Below are 23,460 nucleotides of genomic sequence, written 5' to 3'. Positions count from 1 at the left end.
ACACTTTTGTGGAAGCTTTAGAAGCTTTTCGGACAGCGATGTCTTTCCGTTTCTTTGAGTGGCTGACCGAGAATCGGGATGTGTTTGCCGCTTACAAAGCCAGTTTAGGCTTTATTTGGGCTTGAAATTTGTTTAAGTCCCATTAGAAGGATTGGTGAAGCAAAATAGTCAGGTTGCTACGGTTTATCAACTGTTAGGGGATACTTACCTTAAGATAGGGTTGCCTCAGTTGGCAAAAAAACCTTATGAAAAGGCGTTAAAACTGGCAACAAATACGCAGAATTTGTCAGTGCAAGCGGAGATACAAGCGGGTTTAGGAATAGCTTATCGTATCTTGGGAAATAAGAATGAGGCGATACAGTGGTTAACCAAGGCGAAGGGGACTTATAATCAGTTAGGAGATACTTCGCAGGTTCAGGAATTGGCTAAAACAATTAATGAAATTTTAAAGAGGGAGTAAGGATGGAAGTTATAGCACTCCCGTAGGGGCGAAGCATTCGGGCAATAACCTATCGCTGAAACCGTAGATTTCTTATCCGAATGCTTCGCCCCTACAACTTATTTGAAATTACTATAAATTATGGATAATGGCTACTACTTTTGTACGGAGGTAATCAAACAATGGATAAAGATAAACTCATAAAATATCGTCAAGCAGTGCAAAATTTGTTAAGTCGCTATGTAGCAGAAGATGTTACCAGTGAAGACGTAGAAGTACAATTAATATTTGATGTAGAACGGGATCATTATCAGTGGATGAATGTAGGATGGGAAGGTTTAAAACGAGTTTACCGCTCGATTGTTCATTTTGATATTCGTGATAATAAGATTTGGCTACAACAAAATTTAACGGAATTGAATCCAGCAGAGGATTTAATTTCAATGGGTGTTAAGAGGGAGGATATTGTTTTGGGACTGCAACCACCTTATAAACGGCCTTATACTAATTATGGTACTTAAAACAAATTCTCCTTATCACAAATACGTCAAAAAATATGGATGAATTATTTAATTAGGAGATAATTATGTTTGTCTGTCATGTATGTGGTGCAAACGATGCCGAAGAAAAATTAGTCGATGAAACTTTTAGAATTGATGGCAGCCTAATCTTAGTTGAAAAAATCCCTGCTCAAGTATGTTACAATTGTGGTGAGGTTGTTTTTAGTGGTGAAACGGCAGAAAAAATCAGAATTTTACTACAGCACAAGGCTCAACCCGACAAATCTATTCAAGTTAATGTTTTTGCCTATCAATAAACTCTAGGGATAAAAAACCAATGAAAGTATCAATCAAATCAGGGATAGCGGTTGTCGTCATTACCGGGATGATGGGATTATCGGGAGTCATGTTAACCCCAACGGTGGGACAGGTGATTTCTCAGGTTTCACCGCAAGATAAATTAGCCGAAGCAGAGAAGCTAACTCAGCAAGTTATTCAATTGTATCAGCAGGGGAAATACAACGAGGCGATTCCCCTAGCAGAACAGGCTTTAGCTATCATCAAACAACAATTAGGAGACAACCATCCCCTAACTGCACAAAGTCTCAACAATTTGGCATTACTTTACTATTCTCAAGGAAGATACAGCGAAGCCGAACCTCTCTACAAAGAAGCCTTAGCTATCAGCAAACAACAATTAGGAGACAACCATCCCGATACCGCCATCAGTCTCAACAATTTGGCAGAACTTTACAGAGTTCAAGGAAGATACAGCGAGGCCGAACCCCTCTACAAACAAGCCTTGACTATCATTAAACAACAATTAGGAGACAACCATCCTGCCACCGCCATCAGTCTCAACAATTTGGCAGGACTTTACAAGTCTCAAGGAAGATACAGTGAAGCTGAACCCCTCTACAAAGAAGCCTTAGCTATCAGGAAACAACAATTAGGAGACAACCATCCCCTAACTGCACAAAGTCTCAACAATTTGGCAGAACTTTACAGAGTTCAAGGAAGATATAGCGAAGCTGAACGCCTCTACAAACAAACCTTGACTATCATCAAACAACAATTAGGAGACAACCATCTCCTAACTGCCACCATTCTCAACAATTTAGCAGGACTTTATAGAGTTCAAGGAAGATATAGCGAAGCAGAACCTCTCTACAAAGAAGCCTTAGCTATCATTAAACAACAATTAGGAGACAACCATCCCGACACCGCCACCATTCTCAACAATTTGGCAGAACTTTATGGAGTTCAAGGAAAATACAGCGAAGCCGAACCCCTCTACAAACAAGCCTTGACTATCATTAAACAACAATTAGGAGACGACCATCCCGCCACAGCCACCATTCTCAACAATTTGGCAGGACTTTACAAGTCTCAAGGAAGATACAGTGAAGCTGAACCCCTCTACAAAGAAGCCTTAGCTATCAGGAAACAACAATTAGGAGACAACCATTCTGATACCGCTATCAGTCTCAACAATTTGGCAGAACTTTACAGAGTTCAAGGAAGATATAGCGAAGCTGAACCTCTCTACAAAGAAGCCTTAGCTATCATTAAACAACAATTAGGAGACAACCATCCCCTAACCGCTTCCAGTCTCGATAATTTGGCTGCACTTTACAGAGTTCAAGGAAGATATAGCGAAGCCGAACTCCTCTACAACAGGTCCTTAGCTATCAGGAAACAACAATTAGGAGACAACCATCCCGATACCGCCATCAGTCTCAACAATTTGGCATTACTTTATGGAGTTCAAGCAAGATACAGCGAAGCCGAACCCCGTCACAAAGAAGCTTTAGCTATCTTCAAAAAACAATTAGGAGACAACCATCCCGATACCGCCACCAGTCTCGATAATTTGGCATCACTTTACGATTCTCAAGGAAGATACAGCGAAGCCGAACCCCTCTACAAACAAGCCTTAACTATCAGGAAACAACAATTAGGAGACAACCATCCCGATACCGCCATCAGTCTCAACAATTTGGCTGCACTTTACACAGTTCAAGCAAGATACAGCGAAGCCGAACCCTTCTTCAAACAAGCATTAGCTATCTTCAAAAAACAATTAGGAGACAACCATCCCCTAACCGCAGCCAGCCTCAACAATTTGGCTGGACTTTACTGGTCTCAAGATGACATTCCTCAAGCCATTAATTATCTCACTCAAGGACTTGCAGTAGAAGAATACAACCTCTCAGAAAATCTAAAAATGGGGGATGAAAAGCAAAAACAGGATTATATACGAACCGTATCAGGAACAACTGATGGAGTAATTTCCCTTAACCTCCAATCTGCACCCGATAATCCCCAAGCGACTCAACTGGCACTAAAAACTATCTTAGAACGTAAAGGACGAATTTTAGATGTTTCAACCAATAGCTTACAAATTCTCCGACAACGTACTGATGACCTCGAAAGTCAACAATTATTAACTCAACTGATTGAAGTTCGGACTCAACTATCTAACCTAACTTTTAAAAAGCATGATGATTTTCCCTCACCAGAAGTTTACCGTCAACAACTTGAAGAAGTTACCGAAAAAGCAAAAGAAATAGAGGGTAAAATCGGTGTTCGTAGTGCCGAATTTCGTAGCCTATCCCAACCCATTACCCTCGAAGGTATTCAAAAGTTAATCCCTGCTAATGCTGCTTTAGTTGAAATAGTCCGCTATCGACCTTTTAATCCTAAAGCACCTGAAAATCAACGCTTTGGCATCCCTCGCTATGCTGTTTATATTCTCTATCCCAATGGTGACATCAAAGCCAAGGATTTAGGGGAAGCTAAACCGATTGACGACAAATTAATTTACTTCCGTGACAATCTTGCAGACGCACAAACTCCTCTCCCTCAACTGCAAAAATCAGCGCGTCAACTTGATGAGATATTGATGCAGCCTATCCGTCAATTATTAGGCAATACTAAAACGATTCTGCTTTCTCCTGATGCTGCACTTAATTTAATTCCCTTTGAAGCTTTAGTAGATGAAAATAATCAATACTTAGTGGAAAATTATCATATTACCTATCTCACTTCTGGACGGGATTTATTGCGCCTTAAAGATAAATTTGCCAGTCAACAATCTCCGCTTATTGTAGCTGATCCTTTCTACGGTAAAGCAGGGGAAAAAGTCGCTCTCACTCGTTCCATCGACCTTTCTGAGTTTACTTTTTATGGTCTTCCGGGTACAGAGGAAGAAGCTAAAGCGATTAAAAATCTCTTACCTCAAGCCACTGTTTTAACTGGTTATAAAGCCACAGAAAACGCCGTCAAACAAGTTAAAAAACCGAATATTCTCCACATCGCTACTCATGGTTTTTTTAAACCAGAAAGCAATGTTATTGAGAATCCTTTATTGCGTTCTGGGTTAGTTTTAGCAGGAGTTACAATCGGTCAAAGTGCAGGAGATGATGGGGTTTTGACTGCTTTAGAAACTACCAATTTAAACTTAGTCGGAACCAAATTAGTTGTCCTTTCTGCTTGCGATACGGGGAAAGGAGATATTAAAATCGGTCAGGGAGTTTATGGATTGCGCCGCGCTTTAGTTATTGCGGGAAGTGAAAGCCAATTAATTAGCCTTTGGAAAGTATCTGATGACGCGACTAAAGATTTAATGGTAGCTTATTATGGACGCTTACAAAAAGGAGAAGGACGCAGTGAAGCTTTACGACAAATTCAATTAGGAATGCTCAAGGGTGAGAAGCAAAAACATCCTTTTTATTGGTCCAGTTTTATTCCTTCTGGTGATGCAACTTCGATGGAGTTTAGTTCATATCCATAAACACAATGCAATATTTGCTATCACCCAACTAAAAATCATGAAAAATACTGTCACTCTAGAAGAAATACTCCAATTAACCAAGCAACTTTCCTCATGCGAGGGTGTGGCCTGTGGAAAATCTCGATCGCCTGTTGGTTCGAGGCTGTAATTGGTTAAAAAACTATTTGATTGTCAATCCTCAAATGCTGGCTAAATTATCGACCTGCCAAACTGCTGACCTCACCCAGCCTAGTGCGAGTATTTTAATGGAACAAAGCGAAGCCTTAGCTAGGGAAGGCAAAATCAATGAGGCAATTGAAGGCTTTAAAATCGCCCAAAAGTGGAATCCTAGCCTCCGTTTTGATCCCGTCAGCCGCGCCAACCAACTCGCCAACGACGCTAAAAAGGGAAAATAAAGTCAAAAGTCAAAAGTATAATCTGAGAGAGAAGGAGAAAAGAGAAAAAATGAACCCAAAAATTGACCATAGATCAAAAGGATTTCAGCCCTTAGTTTGACAATTATTGGAGAGGTCTAGTGTAGTGGCGTAAGGAACCTGCGCCCTCTGGATATCTTAGCAATTGTCTATAATGCAAAAGTAGCTCCAAGACTTCCTACTATGAAGGAACTCAAACTCATCTCTCATCACTCCGGCTCCCTCAAACCTCTAATCGAAGGCGCAATCGCTGAAGCCCTACGTTCCACTGAAGCGGGTATCCAGCGTACCGAACAACGACTGCGAGAATTTGAGGACAAATATCAACTGTCCACAGCAGAATTTCTGCATCGCTACGAAAACGACGAATTTCAGGAAACCCTGGAACTTGACGAATGGATTGGCGAATTGCGAATGCTACAATGCCTACAGGAAAAAGCAGAAAGACTCAGAGGAATTGAATTTGTTAATTGAAGATTATTTTCAACAGATTCAAACAATTATCGCAACCTGTTCAGTAATAAAATTTTTTACGCTAGATTGTGAAAAACGCGATACTTATGAAGGATTTATTCGAGCCGAAATTAAATTCATTGATAATTCAGTTCTGCATATTCGAGAGTTTGTCAATATCGAAACAATTATTAATCGTAATATGTACGCTTATCAGTATATGAATACCATGAATACCTTAATTTTCCGTTATGATAATACTCCACATCATAAAAAGCTGAACCTCCCAACCTATCCCCATCACAAACATGACAGCAGTGAAGAAAATGTAATCTCGTCCGCTGCTCCAACGCTCTTAGAAGTTCTTCAGGAAATTACCGCCAGAATCAGGAGTTTTCTATGAATGAACTAAAAGGAATCAGTATCAATAAACTGATTGAATATCTTTCCACCAACACTTTAGCCGAATTTAATGCCTATACTAGATTTAAGGAAATGGCAGCTAATGGCAACCCAGAAGAAGGATTGAAAATCTTGGCTAAATTTGATAATTAATATACAGTATAAAGCATTAATTATCATCAAAAAATCGCCAAACTAGAAGCGTAGGTGAAGGGATTTATGGTCTGCGTCGCGCTTTAGTTATTGCAGGTAGTGAAAGCCAATTAATTAGCCTTTGGAAAGTATCTGATGACGCGACTAAAGATTTAATGGTCGCCTATTATGGACGCTTACAAAAAGGAGAAGGACGCAGTGAAGCTTTACGACAAATTCAACTAGGAATGCTCAAGGGTGAGAAGCAAAAACATCCTTTTTATTGGGCAAGTTTTATTCCTTCTGGTGATGCAACTTCGATGCAATTTGACTGATTAAGGGTTAGGAGTTAAACTTAGGGGTAAGATTATTGGTATCACAAACAATTACTAGGAGAGTCACACAATGGCAACATTTACAGAAAACGACCTCAAAGAATTAAAAGACTTTATTGTAGGACAATTCAAAGAAGTTAATGACAAAATAGACAAGTCATCTGAACAACTTAATGGCAAAATAGACAGATTATCTGAACAACTTAATAGCAAAATAGACAAGCTATCTGAAGAAGTGAATAACTTAAGAGTTGACCTAGCAAATATTAAAGGAGAATTAACAGGCGTGAATAAACGACTAGATAACTTGGAATTTACTAATCGAATCATCTTTGTTGCTATTGTTGCTGCACTAATGGCAGGATTAGTTAAGTTATTTTTACCAAACCTTCCTACTAATCCTTAACTGTGATTCAAAAAGAAAACGGATTTTTTGAAAAAACCCGTTTTCTGAAATTGAATTCAAAATAGGAAATAGCGCTGGGCCATAGGTAAAACCGTGGCGGGTTCACAGATTAATAATTCCCCGTCAGCACGCACCTCGTAGGTTTCGGGATTAACTTCCATGCGCGGTAAAGCGTCATTAAGCTTCATACTAGCCTTACTGATATTGCGCGTATTCGACACGGCTACGGCGGTTTTTTTCAGCTTTAACTTCTCAGGAATGCCCGCTTTCATAGCATATTTAGAAACAAATGTCAAGGAAGTTTTGGCGATCGCACCACCAAAAGAGGCAAACATGGGACGCATATAAACCGGTTGGGGTGTGGGAATACTGGCATTAGCATCGCCCATTTGCGCCCAGGCGATTAAACCGCCTTTCAGGACAATTTCCGGTTTTACGCCAAAAAATGCCGGTTTCCAGAGAACCAAATCGGCTAATTTGCCCACCTCGATGGAACCGACATAATCGGAGACACCATGGGTAATAGCAGGATTAATCGTATATTTAGCAATATATCGTCTTGCCCGCAGATTATCATTCTCTCCCGTTTCCCCGGTCAGTCTGCCTCGTTGTACCCGCATTTTGTGGGCAGTTTGCCAAGTGCGGATAATTACTTCTCCCACTCGTCCCATCGCTTGAGAATCGGAGGAAATGATGCTAAAAGCCCCTAAATCGTGGAGAATATCCTCGGCGGCAATAGTTTCGCGGCGGATGCGGGATTCGGCAAAGGCCACATCTTCGGGAATACTCCGGTCTAGATGATGACAAACCATCAACATATCGAGGTGTTCCTCTAAGGTATTCGTCGTATAGGGACGGGTGGGATTAGTAGAGGAGGGTAAAACGTTCATTTCCCCGCAAACCCTGATAATATCGGGAGCATGACCACCGCCGGCCCCTTCCGTGTGATAGGTGTGAATGACGCGATTTTTAAAAGCGGCGATAGTGGCCTCGACAAAACCGGCCTCATTGAGAGTATCGGTATGAATCGCCACCTGCACATCGTACTTATCGGCCACGCTTAAACAGGTATCAATGGCTGCCGGAGTGGTTCCCCAATCTTCATGGAGTTTTAAGCCAATTACCCCCGCTTTTACCTGTTCCGCTAGTCCTTCCGGCTGACTGCTATTGCCTTTACCCAAAAAACCCAAATTCATCGGGAAAGCTTCGGCGGCCTCTAGCATTCGATAGATGTTCCATTCTCCCGGGGTGCAGGTGGTGGCATTAGTTCCCGTCGCAGGTCCGGTCCCGCCACCAATCATTGTGGTAATCCCCGACGCGATCGCTGTCTCAATTTGTTGGGGACAGATAAAATGAATATGGGCATCAATCCCCCCTGCTGTCAAAATCATCCCTTCCCCAGCTAATGCCTCGGTAGCAGGACCGATAATAATATCAACATTATCTTGAATGTGGGGATTGCCCGCTTTACCGATTTTATAAATTTTGCCGTCTTTAATGCCCACATCGGCTTTAACGATGCCCCACCAGTCGAGAATTAAGGCATTAGTAATCACCAAATCTACCGCCCCATCTTCCCTAGAAATGGGGGATTGGCCCATCCCATCGCGAATTACTTTACCGCCGCCGAATTTTACCTCATCGCCGTAGCTGGTGAAATCTTTTTCGACTTCGATAAATAATTCCGTGTCTGCGAGGCGAACTTTATCTCCGACGGTGGGGCCGTAGGTTTCTGCATAGGTGCGGCGATCGATGCGATAATTCATAGGGGGAATTCTTGAAAATCGAGATCGATTATACGATCGATTTTCCGGCAATTATCGCTTTTTGGGGATTTTCTTCCATTTTTAATCTGGCTCGTTTTCGAGGATTTCTTTGGCTTTCAGTAAAGCTTGGTGATGTTCTTCGGTAACGGTGGGATATTTTAAACCAAGGGATTCGAGGGTGTGATAAATAACCGCCCCCACAGCTAAACGGGTAAACCATTTGCGATCAGCCGGGATAATATACCAGGGGGCCCACTCGGTACTGGTATGATTGAATACCTCCTCGTAGGCTTTCATGTAATCACCCCAAAAAGCTCTTTCTTTGACATCATTTTCAGAAAACTTCCAGTTTTTTTCAGGGCGATCAATTCTTTCTAAAAATCTTTTTTTCTGTTCTTCTTTAGAAACATTGAGAAAGAATTTCAGGACAATAACCCCATTGTTAACCAGATATTTTTCAAAATTATTAATCTCCTCAAAACGTCGATGCCAAACTTTCTTGGTTCTGTCTTCCGGGGGGAGTTTTTGCCGTTCCAATAAATTTTGATGGACGCGCACGACTAATAATTCTTCGTAGTAAGAACGATTAAAAATACCGATACGACCCCGCTCCGGTAAGGCTTTATAATATCGCCAGAGATAATCGTGATCTAGTTCTTCGGCCGAGGGAACTTTAAAGCTAAATACCTGACAGCCTTGGGGATTTAAACCCGACATAACGTGTCTGATCGTACCATCTTTACCCGCCGCATCCATGGCTTGTAGATTAATTAACAGGGCATAGGTATCCTGGGCATAGAGTTTATCTTGAAACTCGGCCATTTTTTCGATACCCTGTTGCAGCAGCAAAGTGGCATCTTCTTTGCTAATGTAGTCTGGCTTAAACCCGGGATCGTAGTCTTTGTGTAGAGAAATTTCTTTACCCGGTGGCACGATTAAGGATTGTAAAAATGTTTGGCGATCAATTTTGCTGACCATGCTCTTCTCCTTGATTATTTTGACCCCTAAGATTACATTGTAGCACTTTTGCTCAGAAAATATCTAACTCTTGAACCGGCGAGTCAAGGATCAACTGGCAGAAATGACCTAGAAACAAGTATATTTAAATACTCGATTTTAGCGACTCCTCATCTGACGAGAAAGTAAAGAATAATTTTTAGGCGATCGCAAATTCGGTAAACTGACGCACTTCGGGAGGTTGAAAAGCTAAAACTATCTCACTGCTGGGAATTCCTAAGCGCATTAATTCCGTGGCGATACCTGCTTCTGTCCAATCTTCTTCAATATAAATTTTGTCATTTTTTAGACGAAGATAAACGGAAATTGCTTTAATTCGTTTGCCATTTTTCCAGCCAATATTAAACCAAAGATATTGGCTTCTATTATGGTCAAAAATCAATATTTTTTCTATGTCTTGATCGGGTACTTGTGAGGAAATTTCTGCATATTCTGTGAGAATTTTCTTGATTATGCTTTGATAATAATTTAGTTTATCCATTGAACTATTCCTCCTGATTAGTGTCAACAATTAACAATAAAATTTGATACTTTTGCAAGATTATTTGTATGGCAGCTTGAGCGAAAAACTTTTCATAAATTTCTTGTCCGATTAAAAAAATAAAGAAATTAATACATACAAGATATTTATTACAATGGTTCTTCGTTACTTGGTATGGTTCGATAGGGTGGCATAAATCGACTAAATCCTTATCTGGCAAGAGATTTAATTGATTAGTTCGCTCCAGATCGCAAACAATTGACAAAAATCGCAGTAATGTCTGTTTCTATAAGGGTTTCATCCCTTATAACCCCGTCCATTGCATAAGACAAACCGAAGAACCGAAATTCGGTTCCTTGTTGAATAAGGGAAAGGGCTGTACTCAATGGACGTTGTGCTTGTTTCCAATATTGCTCAGATGACAATTGATCGATTACTTCTTCATTCTCATCGCTATAATACACATTATAAAAATATTCCGCATCCTTAAGTTTTGTAGATAAACTTATCAGCGTATCCCAAGCCAGATTTAAAAAATCAATGCCAGCGGATTTAAAATCATCTCCAGTCGGTACATCTATAATCATAATTTTTCGTACTCACTTTTATCATTTCATTTAAGGCGATTTATTGGTAAATGAGATTGTGTGGCTTTTCATCCCGCTCAAAATGATAGCGAACTTTTTTATTGTGTGGCTTGTACCCGAACTAAACTTGACTATACTTTGTGAGCCTCCGCATAAATCCGTAAAGCGGCGGACATTTTTTGTTCACAATCCTCGCCCTGTGATTGAAACCAAGCTAGGGTTTCGGGATCTACTTGAACAAGAACATTTACTTTCTCTACAGGTTTCCACCACCGCGATTTACTAAAAAACTCCTCGGTTAAGGGCGGAATATCGGATGTGTCGATTTCCTCTTCCGTAAGAGCGTCAACTTTCTCCCAATTCGTCTCGGAGGTATTGTTCATATCGTTTTCGTTCATAGGGTAAAGCTTTACGAAGTGAAATAATACGAATTGTATCTCTACTCGGTTCTGTAAAAACGACAACTACCACTCGGCCATCGAGCGTACCGATTCCTATCAATCGATCTTCGCCATAATTTTCTCGTTCGTCAAGGGAAACTCGAATGGGATGTTCAAATATCCGCTGCGCGTCCGCGAAGTCTAGATCGTGCTTGATGATATTCGCTCGGTTCTTTTGTCGATCCCACTCGAATTTCATATTTTTATTTTATCGAGTTGTCATTCCGTATATCGAAAAAAATCCTATAATTGTCGAAAATTCGATCGTTAGAGGGGTCATCTTGATCGAAATCAAAAGAAATCTTTCGCCTCGATCGAAATGACCCATAACCGGTCAACTAACTCAAAACACCGGAAGGAATCCCTAAGATATCCTCAATCTTAGGTAAATCTTCTAGGGGAATTACCCGGCCTTCATCCTCAAAACCAGCGATTTCAATTAAGATTGAGAATATTAATACTAGACAGTATAAGAGCTTCATGTATCTAGAATGTATCAAACTAATCGGTCATGACTATAAAAACAAATCAGGGGGTAGATAACCCCCTTGTGTACAAATGATCTGGCAAATACATAAGAACTAATTAGCTGATGGTCGGAATTTTTGTTGTATTTTAGCCTTTATTCGAGCAATAAAGCTGGATTTGCTCTTTTTTTCGGGATCTTCGTAGATAAAAGTTTTGGCACTACCATCTTCTAATATTTCAATTAACTTTAAACTAGGTGCTTGTCTCTGTTGTTTTAGTGACTCAGACATAATAGTTTCCTCTGTGGTTTAGGTCTTAACCCTACTGTTATCATGAGTCAATTGCTTAACCTAGTCAATACCCTAGACATTATTCTTCATTCTCCAGAGTAATTTAACAACGTTATTGTATTGTGTCATCCAGTCTAAAATACTACTATGCAGATTTCTATCATTCATTGAGCTTAAATCTGCACTATCATCGGTATCAACAGCTAATAGTCCCAGAATAGAACTTTTTTGCAGTGCAGCTACAGCTAACACAATTTTTATATGAGGATTAATTAATAGTTCATTGTCTCTTTGGAGAGGGACATAAGAAGACGGTAATTGCTGGGAATTAGAAATATCAATAAACTCCAACGCATACTTTCTTTTAGTCTTCAGGTATGTGTAACCAATTACCCCTTCATCTAATTCAAAAAGTGCCTCTAGTTCCCTATCAGATACATTGCTAGTTTTACATACCATTTGGAGATTCCAAGTAAATAACTTTTGTCTCACTGGTATCCACAAGGATACTCTGATATTGCCTTTTAGATTAAATTTTTGTTTTATATTAACAGATAATTCTTCTAAAGAACTACTGATTGCTGGCACAATGTTTAAGCGAATTGTTTCTAAAAGTTCAACAGTATCTTGTCCAGTCTGTGTTTGAGAGAGTAGAACAGGAATTCCTAAGATAATAATAGATATAATCGTAACTATTTGAGGACTTTTTAATAATTTCCATTCCCTAGGTATAGGACTATTCTCTCCTGTAAAAAATGAACTTGCATCCCCTAAACCTGTCACAATTGCTACTATTAAGTATAACAAAAATATGAGTTTTTCCCAAGGCTTGAATTTTCTGAGAAAATAATCAAATTCATACTTAATAATTCTTGCAATAATTATTCGTTGTTGATCCTTCATCTAATTTCAAGTTTCTTTGACAATAAAAGGGACTGGATAAATCCTATCAATTCTAAATAAAACTGTTGTTTGACGATTTTCCCAAACTAATTTTTCAATGATAACATCTGCGTAGGCGACCCAATGTTCATTTACCAAAGGAATGGGAACATCAACAGGAATAATTCTATAATCTTCTTTGCTCCCTTGATACTGTTTAGATAATTCCAAACTTTCTGGATAACCTTGAGATGGTTTTAACTTTAAAATACTATTCACTTCACAGGGCATCCCCATAAATTTTACCTCTTTATTTTCTGAACAAAAGGTGAGCTTTTCATAGCTCACCCTCAACTTCATACTAACTCAAAACACCAGAAGGAATCCCTAAGATATCCTCAATCTTAGGTAAATCTTCTAGGGGAATTACCCGGCCTTCATCCTCAAAACCGGCGATTTCATTAAAGTTCAAATAGCGGTATAAATCGCCAGCAAAAGGATTAATTTTCTCGGTGACAATTGCCAGGTATTCCTCGACGGTGGGAATGCGTCCCAGCAGCGCACAAACCGCCGCTAATTCGGCGGAACCGAGATAGACTCGCGCATCTTTTCCCATGCGATTATTGAAGTTACGAGTCGAGGTAGAAAATACCGTCGCTCTGTCTTCAACCCGCGCTTGATTACCCATACAAAGGGAACATCCAGGCATCTCAGTACGGGCCCCAGAAGCGGCAAAAATGCCATACATTCCCTCCTCGCGCAATTGTTTTTCATCCATGCGGGTGGGGGGACAAATCCACAGTTTAGCCTTAGCAACTCCTGCTCCTTCTAATATCTTAGCGGCGGCGCGATAATGACCAATATTAGTCATACAAGAACCGATGAACACCTCATCAATTGTATCCCCGGCGCATTCCGACATTAACTTGATATTATCGGGGTCATTGGGTGCAGCAACAATTGGTTCTTTAATCTCGTTTAAGTTGACGGTGATAATATCCGCATATTCGGCATCCTTATCCGCCTCCATCAGGACGGGATTAGCTAACCATTGTTCCATTTTTGCTACCCGACGTAGGATAGTTTTGGCATCACTATAACCCCGGGCCGCCATATTTTTTAACAGGGCCACATTAGAGCGTAAATATTCCGCCACTGTCTCGGTACTTAACTTAATCGTACAACCAGCACAGGAACGTTCCGCCGTGGCATCGGTTAACTCAAAAGCCTGTTCTAATTTCAAATCCGGCAGCCCTTCCATCTCCATAATGCGACCGTTAAAAACATTTTTTTTGTTCTGTTTTTCCACGGTTAATTTGCCTTCTTGGATGGCAACGTAGGGAATAGCATTAACAATATCGCGCAGAGTTACACCGGGTTGTAATTCCCCCGTAAAACGCACTAAAACCGATTCCGGCATATCCAAAGGCATTACTCCCAAAGCGGCGGCAAATGCCACTAAACCCGACCCCGCAGGAAAGGAAATTCCCAGGGGAAAACGAGTATGAGAATCGCCGCCAGTCCCCACCGTATCCGGCAATAACATCCGATTTAACCAGGAGTGAATAATGCCATCTCCCGGACGTAAAGCCACCCCACCCCGGGTAGAGAAAAAGTCCGGTAATTGGTGATGAGTTTGAATATCAACCGGTTTGGGATAGGCTGCCGTGTGACAGAAACTCTGCATGACTAAATCGGCGCTAAAACCTAAACAGGCTAACTCTTTTAACTCGTCCCTGGTCATCGGACCGGTGGTATCCTGAGACCCTACCGTAGTCATAATCGGGTCACAGGAAGTACCCGGCCGCACCCCGGGTAAACCGCACGCTTTGCCGACCATTTTTTGCGCTAGGGTGTAACCTTTACCCGTGTCACTAGGCATAGTTGGACGAGTAAATAGGGTACTAGCCTCAAGTCCCAAGGCGTGACGGGTTTTATCGGTGAGACTGCGACCGATTAAGAGGGGAATACGACCGCCGGCGCGCACTTCATCCAGAATTGTCTCAGGTTTGAGGCTAAAAGTGCTAATAGTTGCGCCCGCTTCGTTGGTGATTTTGCCTTCGTAGGGATAGATTTTAATCACATCCCCCGTGTTCATTTGGCTAACATCGCATTCAATCGGCAAAGCGCCGGAATCCTCAGCAGTATTAAAGAAGATAGGGGCGATTTTACTGCCTAAAATATAGCCACCAGCACGTTTATTAGGCACAAAGGGAATATCATCGCCAATATGCCAGAGAACCGAGTTAATCGCCGATTTTCGGCTGGAACCAGTCCCAACCACATCCCCCACATAGGCGACCGGATGACCTAATTTTTTCAATTCGGCAATGGTTTCTAAGGACCCGGGTTGACGGGTTTCTAACATTACCAAGGCATGGAGGGGAATATCGGGCCGGGTGGTGGCATGGGGAGCGGGAGATAGGTCATCTGTATTGGTTTCTCCGGGTACTTTGAAAACGGTGACGGTAATTTCTTTAGCAAGTTTCGGTTTAGCGATAAACCAAGCACCATTGGCCCAAGCATCGATAACCTGTTTAGCATAGGGATTGGTGTCGGATAATTCCAAAACCTCGTTAAATGCGTCGAATACCAGCAGGGTTTTACTTAAAGCGCTGGCAGCAGCAGCGGCGATATTAATATCTCTGGATTTCAGCAGTTCAATCAGAGAATGAACGTTATAACCGCCGACCATGGTTCCCAGTAAGCTAACCGCACCCTGGGGGGAGATAACGTTAGATTTTATTTCACCTTTGGCAATTCCTGTTAAAAATCCCGCTTTAACGTAGGCCGCTTCATCAACTCCGGGGGGAACACGGTCACGCAGCAGGGTCAGCAATTCTCCCTTGAGTTCTTCGGACGGATTTTTGAGTATTTCGCATAATTCCGCCGTTTGTTGAGCATTGAGGGGAAGGGGAGGGATACCTAATTTCGCTCGGTCGGCAACGTGCTGATGATACGCTTCTAACATAGGTCGATTTTCTCCTAGTCTTCACTTGTGACGGTTTCTTCCTAGGTTAATGGATTTTTGCTAGTCTCGGAATTTCTCGGTTAGCGAGACATGACTTTATTGTGCGATTTCCATAAAATGAGAAAATAGCGATCGATTGACTATATTGAGGCTTAGATAATGGCTATCACCGATTCTGATCTAGATTTAGCACAATATATCGACCATTCTCTCCTCATCCCCACCGCCACCCGTGAACAATTAGAGGCTTACTGTCAACAGGCCGAACAATATCGTTTTCCCACCGTCTGCGTTTATCCCGCTGCCGTTAAGCAAGCTGTGCAGTTACTCCACGGCAAAAAAACTTTAGTTTCTACCGTGATTGGTTTTCCCGCAGGGGCCACTACCTCCGCAGTTAAACGTTATGAGGCTTTAGAAGCTGTAGATAATGGTGCTAAGGAGTTAGATGTGGTTATTAATCTCGGTTGGCTAAAAGATGGGAAATCTGAGCAATTATTTCAAGAAATTGCTAGTATTTGTCAGGAAACCGGCCAGACGGTAAAAGCGATTCTGGAAACCTCGCAACTGACGGACACCGAGAAACGTTTAGCGGCGGAGATTTGCATGGATGCAGGAGTGAGTTATCTAAAAACCAGTACCGGCTGGTTTGGAGGAGCAACGGTTAGCGATGTCAAGTTTCTTAAGGAAATTAGCAAAGGCCGGGTAGGAATTAAAGCATCCGGCGGAATTCGCACCCTAGAACAAGCACTCGCTCTTATCCAGGCCGGGGCCACCCGTCTGGGAACTTCCCGAGGTGTCGATTTAGTCCGTCAGCAAAAAGCTGCCTTTGAGGAGTAATACTAAATCCTGTTTAAAAGGTATAGGAAAGTGGGGTGTGGGGTTGTGGGGTGTGGGGTAGTGGGGTGTGGGGTGTAGGGTTGTAGGGTAGTGGGGTAGTGGGGTAGTGGGGTGTGGGGTGTGGGGTAGTGGGGAGAATACATAAAAAATAATCTCCTGTCTCCTGTCTCCTGTCTCCTGTCTCCTGTCTCCTGAATCCTGTCTCCTGTCTCCTTAATCCTGCCTCCTGACAGCTAAAATGATGACTGACATTCAATAAAAATAAGGGGGTTTATTTGCCGATAATTCGCTGTGGTAATCGAGAATTTAGAGATATTCAAGGGATTGTTTTTGATAAGGACGGTACGCTAGAGGATTCGCGAGCTTTCTGGTACGATCGAGCTATAGCCCGGATACAAGCCATTGAATCACAAATCCCTGGTTTAGAGTCTTTATTAACTAAAACTTTCGGTATTGGGGCAAATAGTCTCAATCCTGCTGGTTTAATGGCAGTGGGCAGCCGCAGAGATAATCATATCGCCGCTGCCGGTTGTATTGCTTCCACCGGTCGGGATTGGTTAACGGCAATGGCGATCGCAAAAGCGGCCTTCCAAGCGGCCGATGAAAAGGTTCCCCCCCGCTTAAATCCCCTCTATCCCCAATGTTTAGAAGTAATTCGTTATCTGCACGCGGCCGGTTTACAATTGGCGATTCTTTCCTCCGATACCACAGCACGAGTTGAGCAATTTGTCAAGGAAAATGGCCTATTAAATTATGTTAAAATTGCCTGGGGCTGCGATCGAGGTTTAAGTAAACCTGATCCCCTATTATTGCAAGAAACCTGTCAAGCTTTGGGGACTGCCGTGGACAAAACCCTGATGGTGGGGGATACTAGGGCCGATTGGGAAATGGCTAAACAGGCAAAATCAGCAGCAGCGATCGCAATTAGTTGGCAACCGGAAAACCATCAAGATTTACAATTAGCTGATGTGGTCATTAGAGAACTGACTGCCATCTCAGTTATCAGAGGCGAATTTTCAGTTCACTGATTACTGATTACTGTTTACTGTTCACTGAAAAACCCCACACCCCAATTCATAATTCCCTCTATGCTAACAATTGCCTTACCGAAGGGTGCTTTACTAAACGAAAGTATCCAAATATTTCAAAAGATTGGCTTAGATTTTAGTGCCTTTCTTGACTCAAAAAATCGCCAATTACAGATTACCGACCCCACTAACCAAGCGAAAGCGTTATTAGTAAGAGCCACAGATGTACCCGTTTATGTAGAATACGGTCAGGCACAATTAGGCATCGCCGGTTATGATATTTTATTGGAAAAATCTCCCGATGTAGCTAATTTAATTGACCTAAAATTTGGTTATTGTCGGATGTCGGTAGCTGTCCCTGCTGATAGTCCCTATCAAAGTCCTCTAGACATTCCCCATCACGGTAAAGTTGCCTCAAAATTTGTCAATTGTGCTAAGGATTATTTTCGTCGTTTAGATATTCCCGTCGAGATTATACCTCTCTATGGTTCCGTAGAATTAGGCCCGATTACGGGGATGTCAGAAGCAATAGTTGACCTAGTTTCCACTGGTCGAACTTTAAGGGAAAATGGTTTAGTAGAAATTGACAAATTATTTGATAGTAGCGCTCGATTAATCGCTCATCCCCTCAGCTATCGACTAAATCGCGATCAGATTTATAACTGGGTAGAAAAGCTCAGTTTAACGAATCAGCACCCCCCTTATTAAGCGGGTATCAAGGGTAGGGTTGATTCATGAATCAACCCTACCTTGAATCAACCCTACCTTGAATCAACCCTACCTTGAATCAACCCTACCTTGAATCAACCCTACCTTGAATCAACCCTAGGGATCAAGAGGGGATTAAAGGCAAAATCTATTTAATTAGAACCATTGACTTATTTCCCCCTAACCTAATTGTTTTAAGAGCAAACCAATAAGCGCACCAGCAAGAATTAACCAAGTAGAATTAACCTGAAAACGTAGTAAAAGAATAGCAGAAATAAGAGATAGAATGATAGCCAATAAATTAAAAGGTAAATTCCCGTAGGGTTGTAACCAAGTAGCTAGAGCTAAATTAAAAATTACCGCTACCATTAAAGCCACGGCACTAGCATTAATTGCGTCTAAAAAAGCACCCGCCCAAACCGATTCTCTCAGCTTAGGAATAAGAGGATTAAGTAATAAAACAAAGATAAAAGAAGGAAAAAAAATCGCTAGAGTCGCCACAATTGCCCCCGATACTCCTAATATTTGATAACCGATAAAAGTGGCTGTGGATAACACCGGACCGGGGGTAAATTGACCCACAGCAATAGCATCTAATAATTGTTGCTGGGTTAACCATCCTCTCCCCTGCACTAAATCCCCTTCCAAAAAGGCAACTAACACATAACCACTACCAAATAAAACACTACCCACCTTGAGGAAAAATAGCCCTAATCCTGTTAATGTCGGTGGGATGTTGCTAGGAGTAGCAACCGCCGTCGCACCGCCTATTCCTGCCACAATCAGGGGAAAAGTAGCGAATTTTTTTAGGATAAACATCCCGATAATTCCCCCTAACAGTAAAGCGATAATTTCATTTAAACCTAAGATTAATAATCCGATAACTCCCAATCCGATGAAGAATAATTGACGGGTTTTCAGTGCCTTTTTACCTAAGCGCCAGAGTGCCTGAAAAATCACCGCAATTACCACCGGTTTAATCCCCGCAAAAATCGGGGCCACATCGGGTAAAGTCCCGTAGGTAGTATAAATCCAAGCTAGAAAACCCGTAATTAACACCGCAGGAGTGATAAAACAAACCCCCGTGATTATTAAACCCGCTAAACCACCAAAAATATAACCGATATGAATGGCCATTTCCGTGGAATTAGGACCAGGAATCAGATTAGTGGCCCCCACCAAATCGAGAAATCGCTCCTTAGTCATCCAACCGCGACGCTTAACCACTTCTTCCTCCATTAAAGCGATATGGGCAGCCGGACCACCAAAACCGATAATGCCGATTTTGAGAAATAAAAGGGCAAGTTGCGAGAGATTGGGAGGCGATGAAGTCAGCATTTTCTGATTACCAATAGTTTTTCTAGAATCAAGTTTATATCCAAAAGAATAAGCTTAAGTTAAATTATTAAGTAAGTAGTTATAGTTAAATTGAAGATAGATTTTGGGTTCGATCCCCCCTCCCCCCCTTGATAAGGGGGGTGTCTGACAACTTTTAACACCTACCTACTTAGCCAGATCTCGTCAATTCCAAAATTCCATAATTGCAAAAGCTTTTTACACAAACTCAATTATAAGTATTTAATACCACCGTTCAAGTAAATTTGATACAAAAAAAGTTAAGAAAACTTTATAAATAATATTGATTAATTTGTTTATAATGAACCCCATTAATACCAACTGAAACCCATCAGCACCTCCCTTATTAAGGGGGGCAAGGGGGGATCAAACCTTATTAAGGTTAGTCAACAAACCATAGACAATAATCAATTATCACAATCGATGCTAATCTATGCCCAAGAAACTCTATGGACAGCTTGCCGCCCAAGACTAACCAGTTTTCAGATACTCAAGAGCCAGCAGCGAGTCCATCTCAGCGCCAAGCAGTGCCGGTCAATTATCCCGAACTGCTACCGGAATTGCTGTAGGCACTCGTCTTTTGATTTTTACAAGAGGTCTTGAGAACAGAAAAATTTGCTATACTGCTGATTAGAGTATTTATCCTCTGAATTTTTGTGTCTGCAAGAGATATTTACCACGACACTGTAAAACTTGCTTTAGAGAAGGACGGGTGGGCAATCACTCACGATCCTTTTCCACTTCAAATTGGCAAGAAGCGTTTATCCGCTGATTTGGGAGCAGAACGCTTAATCAGTGCGGAGAAAGAATTGCGGAAAATTGTCGTTGAAGTGAAAAGCTTTGTAGGACAGTCTGACGTAAAGGATTTACAGCAAGCTTTGGGGCAGTACGTCTTGTATCGTCAAATCCTTAACGAGATGAAAGTTGAGCGAGTTCTTTATCTGGCCATATCTCAGCCAACTTTTAACAGTGTTTTTAGTATAGAATTAGGGCAGGTATTGCTAAAGAATCAGATTGTGAAATTAATTGTCTTTGATGATGAAAGTGAGGTAATCGTGCAATGGATACCCGATTAAAATATCAAGGTATTATTAAGACTGTTCTCCAGAATCATGCTAACTATCGTGCTACTTTACCTGATGGTTACACTTCTCAGGTTATATTTGATGATGAACGAGGACATTATCTAGTTTTAGATTTCGGTTGGAGTGGTAATAAGTATCTCCATGCAACACCAATTCACCTTAGCTTGGTTGTCGATAAAGTCTGGATTCAATGTGATGAAACGGAGGAAGGCATAGCTACTGATTTGATGGAGGCAGGTATTCCCAAAGAAGATATAGTCCTGGGTTTTCGTTATCCTAAAATACGCAAATATACGGGATTTGCTGTGGCTTAGTGACCAGAAATGTTGAATCTATACATAAAACTTTATACACAAGCTGAAATTGCAAAAGTGTTTTAGACAAACTCAATTATAAGTATTTAATACCACCGTTCAAGTAAATTTGCTACAAAAAAAGTTAAGAAAACTTTATAAATAATATTGATTAATTTGTCTATAATGAACCCCATTAATACCAACTGAAACCCATCACCACCCCCCTTATTAAGGGGGGCAAGGGGGGATCAAACCTTATTAAGGTTAGTCAACAAACCATAGACAATAATCAATTATCACAATCGATTCTAATCCATGCAAAAAAAACTCTATGGACAGCTTGCCGCCCAAGACTAACCAGTTTTCAGATACCCAAGAGCCAGCAGCGAGTCCATCTCAGCGCCAAGCAGTGCCGGTCAATTATGAGTACAGCCTCAATCTGCCGGAATTACTCAACCAGCTTGACCTCTCAGTGTTGATTTCCACCTACCAAGCGGGACGAGTGGCCAGCATTGGCACTTATCAAGGACAAATACGGGTGAGTTTCGCCCATTTTGACCAAGCAATGGGTTTAACCCGAACCGCTACCGGAATTGCTGTGGGCGCTCGTCAGGCAATTTGGAATTTACCCGCTAATCGAGAGATTGCCCCCCAGATTAAACCGGAAGGGGAACAGGATATCGCCTTTTTAGCTCGTTCTTCTCACCTCACCGGTCCGATTATGGGTCATGATTTGGCTTTTGGCAGTAATCGCCTTTGGGTGGTCAATACCCTATTTAACTGTCTGGCAACCATCGAAGGAAATTGGAGTTTTCTCCCCCAGTGGAAACCGCCCTTTATTACCGAGTTAGTCCCCGGAGACCGCTGCCACCTCAATGGCTTGGCTATGGCTGAAAATAGCGGCACTCCCGCCTATGTAACGGCATTGGGGGAAACCAACGAGGAAAGCCTCTGGCGAGAGAATAAAGCCCAAGGGGGATGCTTGATTGATGTGCCGAGGGGAGAGGTGATTCTGCGGGGTTTAGCGATGCCCCATTCTCCCCGCCTTTACCAGGGTAATCTCTATTTCCTCAATTCCGGTTATGGAACCTTGAACCGTTGGCATCCCCAAACTGGTAGCACAGAAATCATCGCCGAATTGCCCGGTTTTACCCGGGGTTTAGACTGTTGGGAAGGTCACGCCTTTGTCGGGTTGTCCCAAGTGCGGGAAACGGCGGTTTTTGGCGGTTTACCCCTGGATGAGCGGCGTAATCAATTGCGGTGCGGGTTGGCTATTGTCAACCTAGCTACCGGTCAACTGGTGGCAACTTTTTGGTTCAATAGCGGCGTGGAGGAGGTTTTTGCCGTCTCTGTCCTGCCGGGCTACCGCAACCCGGCGCTAATTGGACCGGATACCGACCTCGACGGCACTCAATCGGTGTGGATGGTGCCTTCTTTAGGGGCTTAATTTTGTAATTTTCACCCTATTATTCAGGAAAAAATCATGTCAACTCCTTTTTTAGTTAAAGATATCTTCCCCGGGTCCTTTAACTCCTACCCCAAATATCTGACGGCATTATATAGTTTTACCAATAAATGTTAGAACAAAGATGTAGATGTAGGTTGCTCTAATGGGAAGTTTTGTGACGACAAGTAGCATTTCTGATATTTATGGGGAATAATAGATTTAGATGAGTGCCTAACTTTCCAATTGGTAGCGACTCGCCAATGAAACAACCAACCGCCAATTATGATGAACCCTGGAAAGAAGCATTAACCGAGTATTTTGAAGCGTTTTTATGCTTCTTTTTTCCTGAAGTTCACCAATTGATTGATTGGACAAAAATTCCCGAATCCCTAGAAAAAGAACTCAAACGGATTACCGCTTCCGCTAAAACAAAAAAACGTTTCGCTGACAAACTCTATTCAGTTACCAGTTACCAGTTATCAGTTATCAGTGACTAATTGGAAACAAGTAGCAATCCTTTTGCTATAATCGTCATGGCACACCTGAAAACAAAAGCGACTACTGGGAAGCTGCCAGAACGGGAACAGTGGAAATGGAAGTTAATCAGGGGATTATATGAAAAGGAGTTCGAGAGAGAACAGATAATTAAACTGTTTGAAATCATCGACAATATGATGACTTTATCCCCTGAATTACAGTCAAGTTTAGAGAGTAAAATCAAACAATTTGAGGAGGAAAGAACCATGCCTTTAGTAAGTAATATGGAGTTACGAGGAATCGAACGCGGTAAGGAAATTGGTAAGGAAATTGGTAAGGAAATTGGTAAGGAAATTGGTAAGGAAATAGGCGCGTTAGAAAAGGCTCGTAACTATATTAAAACGGTGCTGAAAATGCGATTGGGTGACATTCCAATAGACATTGAGCA

30 protein-coding genes and 2 pseudogenes are annotated in these 23,460 nt (G+C 41.7%); 19 read left to right on the top strand and 13 right to left on the bottom strand.

Features of this window, described 5'->3' with window-relative positions:
• Nucleotides 1-142 precede the first annotated feature (142 nt).
• The 10 genes and pseudogenes from H6F92_RS01200 to H6F92_RS01155 form a co-directional block, all read left to right on the top strand.
• Nucleotides 143-460: pseudogene (locus tag H6F92_RS01200) on the top strand (tetratricopeptide repeat protein); the annotation flags it as partial.
• A gap of 161 nt (nucleotides 461-621) precedes the next feature.
• The gene (locus tag H6F92_RS01195) at nucleotides 622-960 is read left to right on the top strand and encodes a XisI protein (RefSeq protein WP_002743169.1); all 339 of its coding nucleotides are present in this window, start codon (nucleotides 622-624) and stop codon (nucleotides 958-960) included.
• Nucleotides 961-1,025: 65 nt separating this feature from the next.
• Nucleotides 1,026-1,256 (top strand): type II toxin-antitoxin system MqsA family antitoxin, encoded by a 231-nt coding sequence (locus H6F92_RS01190; protein ID WP_190356496.1) that lies wholly within the window; start codon nucleotides 1,026-1,028, stop codon nucleotides 1,254-1,256.
• Between the two features lie 89 nt (nucleotides 1,257-1,345).
• Nucleotides 1,346-4,735 carry a CHAT domain-containing tetratricopeptide repeat protein gene (locus H6F92_RS01185; protein WP_242029959.1) on the top strand — a complete coding sequence of 1,130 codons (3,390 nt, stop codon included), beginning with the start codon at nucleotides 1,346-1,348 and terminating at the stop codon, nucleotides 4,733-4,735.
• Nucleotides 4,736-4,836: 101 nt separating this feature from the next.
• Nucleotides 4,837-5,130, top strand: coding sequence for a hypothetical protein (locus tag H6F92_RS01180; protein ID WP_338420892.1), 294 nt, complete (start codon nucleotides 4,837-4,839; stop codon nucleotides 5,128-5,130).
• Nucleotides 5,131-5,331: 201 nt separating this feature from the next.
• Nucleotides 5,332-5,622 (top strand): hypothetical protein, encoded by a 291-nt coding sequence (locus H6F92_RS01175; RefSeq protein ID WP_002754848.1) that lies wholly within the window; start codon nucleotides 5,332-5,334, stop codon nucleotides 5,620-5,622.
• The gene (locus tag H6F92_RS01170; RefSeq protein ID WP_024969238.1) at nucleotides 5,612-6,004 is read left to right on the top strand and encodes a toxin-antitoxin system TumE family protein; all 393 of its coding nucleotides are present in this window, start codon (nucleotides 5,612-5,614) and stop codon (nucleotides 6,002-6,004) included. Before H6F92_RS01175 ends, H6F92_RS01170 begins: the two co-directional genes overlap by 11 nt.
• A complete protein-coding gene (locus tag H6F92_RS01165) occupies nucleotides 6,001-6,156 on the top strand; it encodes a DNA-binding protein (RefSeq protein ID WP_190356495.1) in 156 nt (51 codons plus the stop codon). The genes H6F92_RS01170 and H6F92_RS01165 overlap by 4 nt, the downstream gene beginning before the upstream one ends.
• Before the next feature lie 62 nt (nucleotides 6,157-6,218).
• Nucleotides 6,219-6,470 carry a CHAT domain-containing protein gene (locus tag H6F92_RS01160; protein ID WP_204377828.1) on the top strand — a complete coding sequence of 84 codons (252 nt, stop codon included), beginning with the start codon at nucleotides 6,219-6,221 and terminating at the stop codon, nucleotides 6,468-6,470.
• Between the two features lie 70 nt (nucleotides 6,471-6,540).
• Complete coding sequence (locus tag H6F92_RS01155; protein WP_190356494.1) at nucleotides 6,541-6,876, top strand: LPP leucine zipper domain-containing protein; 336 nt, start codon at nucleotides 6,541-6,543, stop codon at nucleotides 6,874-6,876.
• A gap of 56 nt (nucleotides 6,877-6,932) precedes the next feature.
• Here the strand turns inward: H6F92_RS01155 and ureC are convergent, their stop codons facing one another.
• From ureC to acnB, 12 genes are all read right to left on the bottom strand, one after another.
• On the bottom strand, nucleotides 6,933-8,642 hold the full coding sequence (ureC, locus tag H6F92_RS01150; RefSeq protein WP_008197976.1) for an urease subunit alpha: 1,710 nt from the start codon (nucleotides 8,640-8,642) through the stop codon (nucleotides 6,933-6,935).
• Nucleotides 8,643-8,723: 81 nt separating this feature from the next.
• Nucleotides 8,724-9,620, bottom strand: coding sequence for a polyphosphate kinase 2 family protein (locus tag H6F92_RS01145; protein WP_190356493.1), 897 nt, complete (start codon nucleotides 9,618-9,620; stop codon nucleotides 8,724-8,726).
• Between the two features lie 178 nt (nucleotides 9,621-9,798).
• On the bottom strand, nucleotides 9,799-10,140 hold the full coding sequence (locus tag H6F92_RS01140; protein ID WP_190356492.1) for a XisI protein: 342 nt from the start codon (nucleotides 10,138-10,140) through the stop codon (nucleotides 9,799-9,801).
• 4 nt (nucleotides 10,141-10,144) lie between these two features.
• Entirely contained in the window at nucleotides 10,145-10,360 is a 216-nt protein-coding gene (locus H6F92_RS26925; RefSeq protein WP_110545937.1) for an element excision factor XisH family protein, read from the bottom strand.
• 13 nt (nucleotides 10,361-10,373) lie between these two features.
• Nucleotides 10,374-10,727: a hypothetical protein gene (locus H6F92_RS01130; protein ID WP_002732513.1), complete on the bottom strand. Its 354-nt coding sequence runs from the start codon at nucleotides 10,725-10,727 to the stop codon at nucleotides 10,374-10,376.
• A gap of 131 nt (nucleotides 10,728-10,858) precedes the next feature.
• Complete coding sequence (locus tag H6F92_RS01125) at nucleotides 10,859-11,125, bottom strand: BrnA antitoxin family protein (RefSeq protein ID WP_002746336.1); 267 nt, start codon at nucleotides 11,123-11,125, stop codon at nucleotides 10,859-10,861.
• Nucleotides 11,073-11,366 (bottom strand): BrnT family toxin, encoded by a 294-nt coding sequence (locus H6F92_RS01120; protein ID WP_002735016.1) that lies wholly within the window; start codon nucleotides 11,364-11,366, stop codon nucleotides 11,073-11,075. Before H6F92_RS01120 ends, H6F92_RS01125 begins: the two co-directional genes overlap by 53 nt.
• A 139-nt stretch (nucleotides 11,367-11,505) precedes the next feature.
• Nucleotides 11,506-11,649: a hypothetical protein gene (locus H6F92_RS01115; RefSeq protein WP_190356491.1), complete on the bottom strand. Its 144-nt coding sequence runs from the start codon at nucleotides 11,647-11,649 to the stop codon at nucleotides 11,506-11,508.
• A gap of 99 nt (nucleotides 11,650-11,748) precedes the next feature.
• The gene (locus H6F92_RS01110; RefSeq protein ID WP_002797259.1) at nucleotides 11,749-11,925 is read right to left on the bottom strand and encodes a hypothetical protein; all 177 of its coding nucleotides are present in this window, start codon (nucleotides 11,923-11,925) and stop codon (nucleotides 11,749-11,751) included.
• A gap of 72 nt (nucleotides 11,926-11,997) precedes the next feature.
• Nucleotides 11,998-12,828 carry a hypothetical protein gene (locus H6F92_RS01105; RefSeq protein ID WP_190356490.1) on the bottom strand — a complete coding sequence of 277 codons (831 nt, stop codon included), beginning with the start codon at nucleotides 12,826-12,828 and terminating at the stop codon, nucleotides 11,998-12,000.
• 6 nt (nucleotides 12,829-12,834) lie between these two features.
• Nucleotides 12,835-13,104, bottom strand: a complete 270-nt coding sequence (locus tag H6F92_RS01100; protein ID WP_002761370.1) for a DUF2584 domain-containing protein — start codon at nucleotides 13,102-13,104, stop codon at nucleotides 12,835-12,837.
• A 64-nt stretch (nucleotides 13,105-13,168) separates the two neighbouring features.
• A complete protein-coding gene (acnB, locus tag H6F92_RS01095) occupies nucleotides 13,169-15,778 on the bottom strand; it encodes a bifunctional aconitate hydratase 2/2-methylisocitrate dehydratase (RefSeq protein WP_190356489.1) in 2,610 nt (869 codons plus the stop codon).
• 159 nt (nucleotides 15,779-15,937) lie between these two features.
• Between acnB and deoC the strand changes: the two genes are divergently transcribed.
• The 3 genes from deoC (at nucleotide 15,938) to hisG (ending at nucleotide 18,351) form a co-directional block, all read left to right on the top strand.
• Nucleotides 15,938-16,615: a deoxyribose-phosphate aldolase gene (gene deoC, locus H6F92_RS01090; protein WP_190356488.1), complete on the top strand. Its 678-nt coding sequence runs from the start codon at nucleotides 15,938-15,940 to the stop codon at nucleotides 16,613-16,615.
• A gap of 275 nt (nucleotides 16,616-16,890) precedes the next feature.
• Nucleotides 16,891-17,643, top strand: a complete 753-nt coding sequence (locus H6F92_RS01085; RefSeq protein WP_190356487.1) for an HAD family hydrolase — start codon at nucleotides 16,891-16,893, stop codon at nucleotides 17,641-17,643.
• Between the two features lie 60 nt (nucleotides 17,644-17,703).
• Nucleotides 17,704-18,351: an ATP phosphoribosyltransferase gene (hisG, locus tag H6F92_RS01080; RefSeq protein WP_190356486.1), complete on the top strand. Its 648-nt coding sequence runs from the start codon at nucleotides 17,704-17,706 to the stop codon at nucleotides 18,349-18,351.
• A gap of 180 nt (nucleotides 18,352-18,531) precedes the next feature.
• Here the strand turns inward: hisG and chrA are convergent, their stop codons facing one another.
• Nucleotides 18,532-19,689 carry a chromate efflux transporter gene (chrA, locus tag H6F92_RS01075; protein ID WP_190356485.1) on the bottom strand — a complete coding sequence of 386 codons (1,158 nt, stop codon included), beginning with the start codon at nucleotides 19,687-19,689 and terminating at the stop codon, nucleotides 18,532-18,534.
• A gap of 467 nt (nucleotides 19,690-20,156) precedes the next feature.
• On the opposite strand from chrA, the pseudogene H6F92_RS26685 reads away from it, so the two are divergent.
• The 6 genes and pseudogenes from H6F92_RS26685 to H6F92_RS01045 all read left to right on the top strand — a co-directional run.
• Nucleotides 20,157-20,270 (top strand): annotated as a pseudogene (locus tag H6F92_RS26685) (TIGR03032 family protein); the annotation flags it as partial.
• Nucleotides 20,271-20,363: 93 nt separating this feature from the next.
• Nucleotides 20,364-20,783 carry an element excision factor XisH family protein gene (locus H6F92_RS01065; RefSeq protein WP_002764234.1) on the top strand — a complete coding sequence of 140 codons (420 nt, stop codon included), beginning with the start codon at nucleotides 20,364-20,366 and terminating at the stop codon, nucleotides 20,781-20,783.
• Nucleotides 20,768-21,106, top strand: coding sequence for a XisI protein (locus H6F92_RS01060; protein ID WP_002732736.1), 339 nt, complete (start codon nucleotides 20,768-20,770; stop codon nucleotides 21,104-21,106). The genes H6F92_RS01065 and H6F92_RS01060 overlap by 16 nt, the downstream gene beginning before the upstream one ends.
• 313 nt (nucleotides 21,107-21,419) lie before the next feature.
• A complete protein-coding gene (locus tag H6F92_RS01055) occupies nucleotides 21,420-22,535 on the top strand; it encodes a TIGR03032 family protein (RefSeq protein WP_190356484.1) in 1,116 nt (371 codons plus the stop codon).
• Between the two features lie 260 nt (nucleotides 22,536-22,795).
• Complete coding sequence (locus tag H6F92_RS01050; protein WP_190356483.1) at nucleotides 22,796-23,032, top strand: hypothetical protein; 237 nt, start codon at nucleotides 22,796-22,798, stop codon at nucleotides 23,030-23,032.
• A 36-nt stretch (nucleotides 23,033-23,068) separates the two neighbouring features.
• Nucleotides 23,069-23,460 (top strand): hypothetical protein (locus tag H6F92_RS01045; RefSeq protein ID WP_242029957.1); only part of this gene is annotated, 392 nt, incomplete at its 3' end.

It is taken from the genome of Microcystis wesenbergii FACHB-1317 (assembly GCF_014696875.1).
Lineage (GTDB): Bacteria > Cyanobacteriota > Cyanobacteriia > Cyanobacteriales > Microcystaceae > Microcystis > Microcystis wesenbergii_A.
Note: the sequence above shows the minus strand (reverse complement) of the source record. Positions and strands in the feature narration are given on the sequence as shown.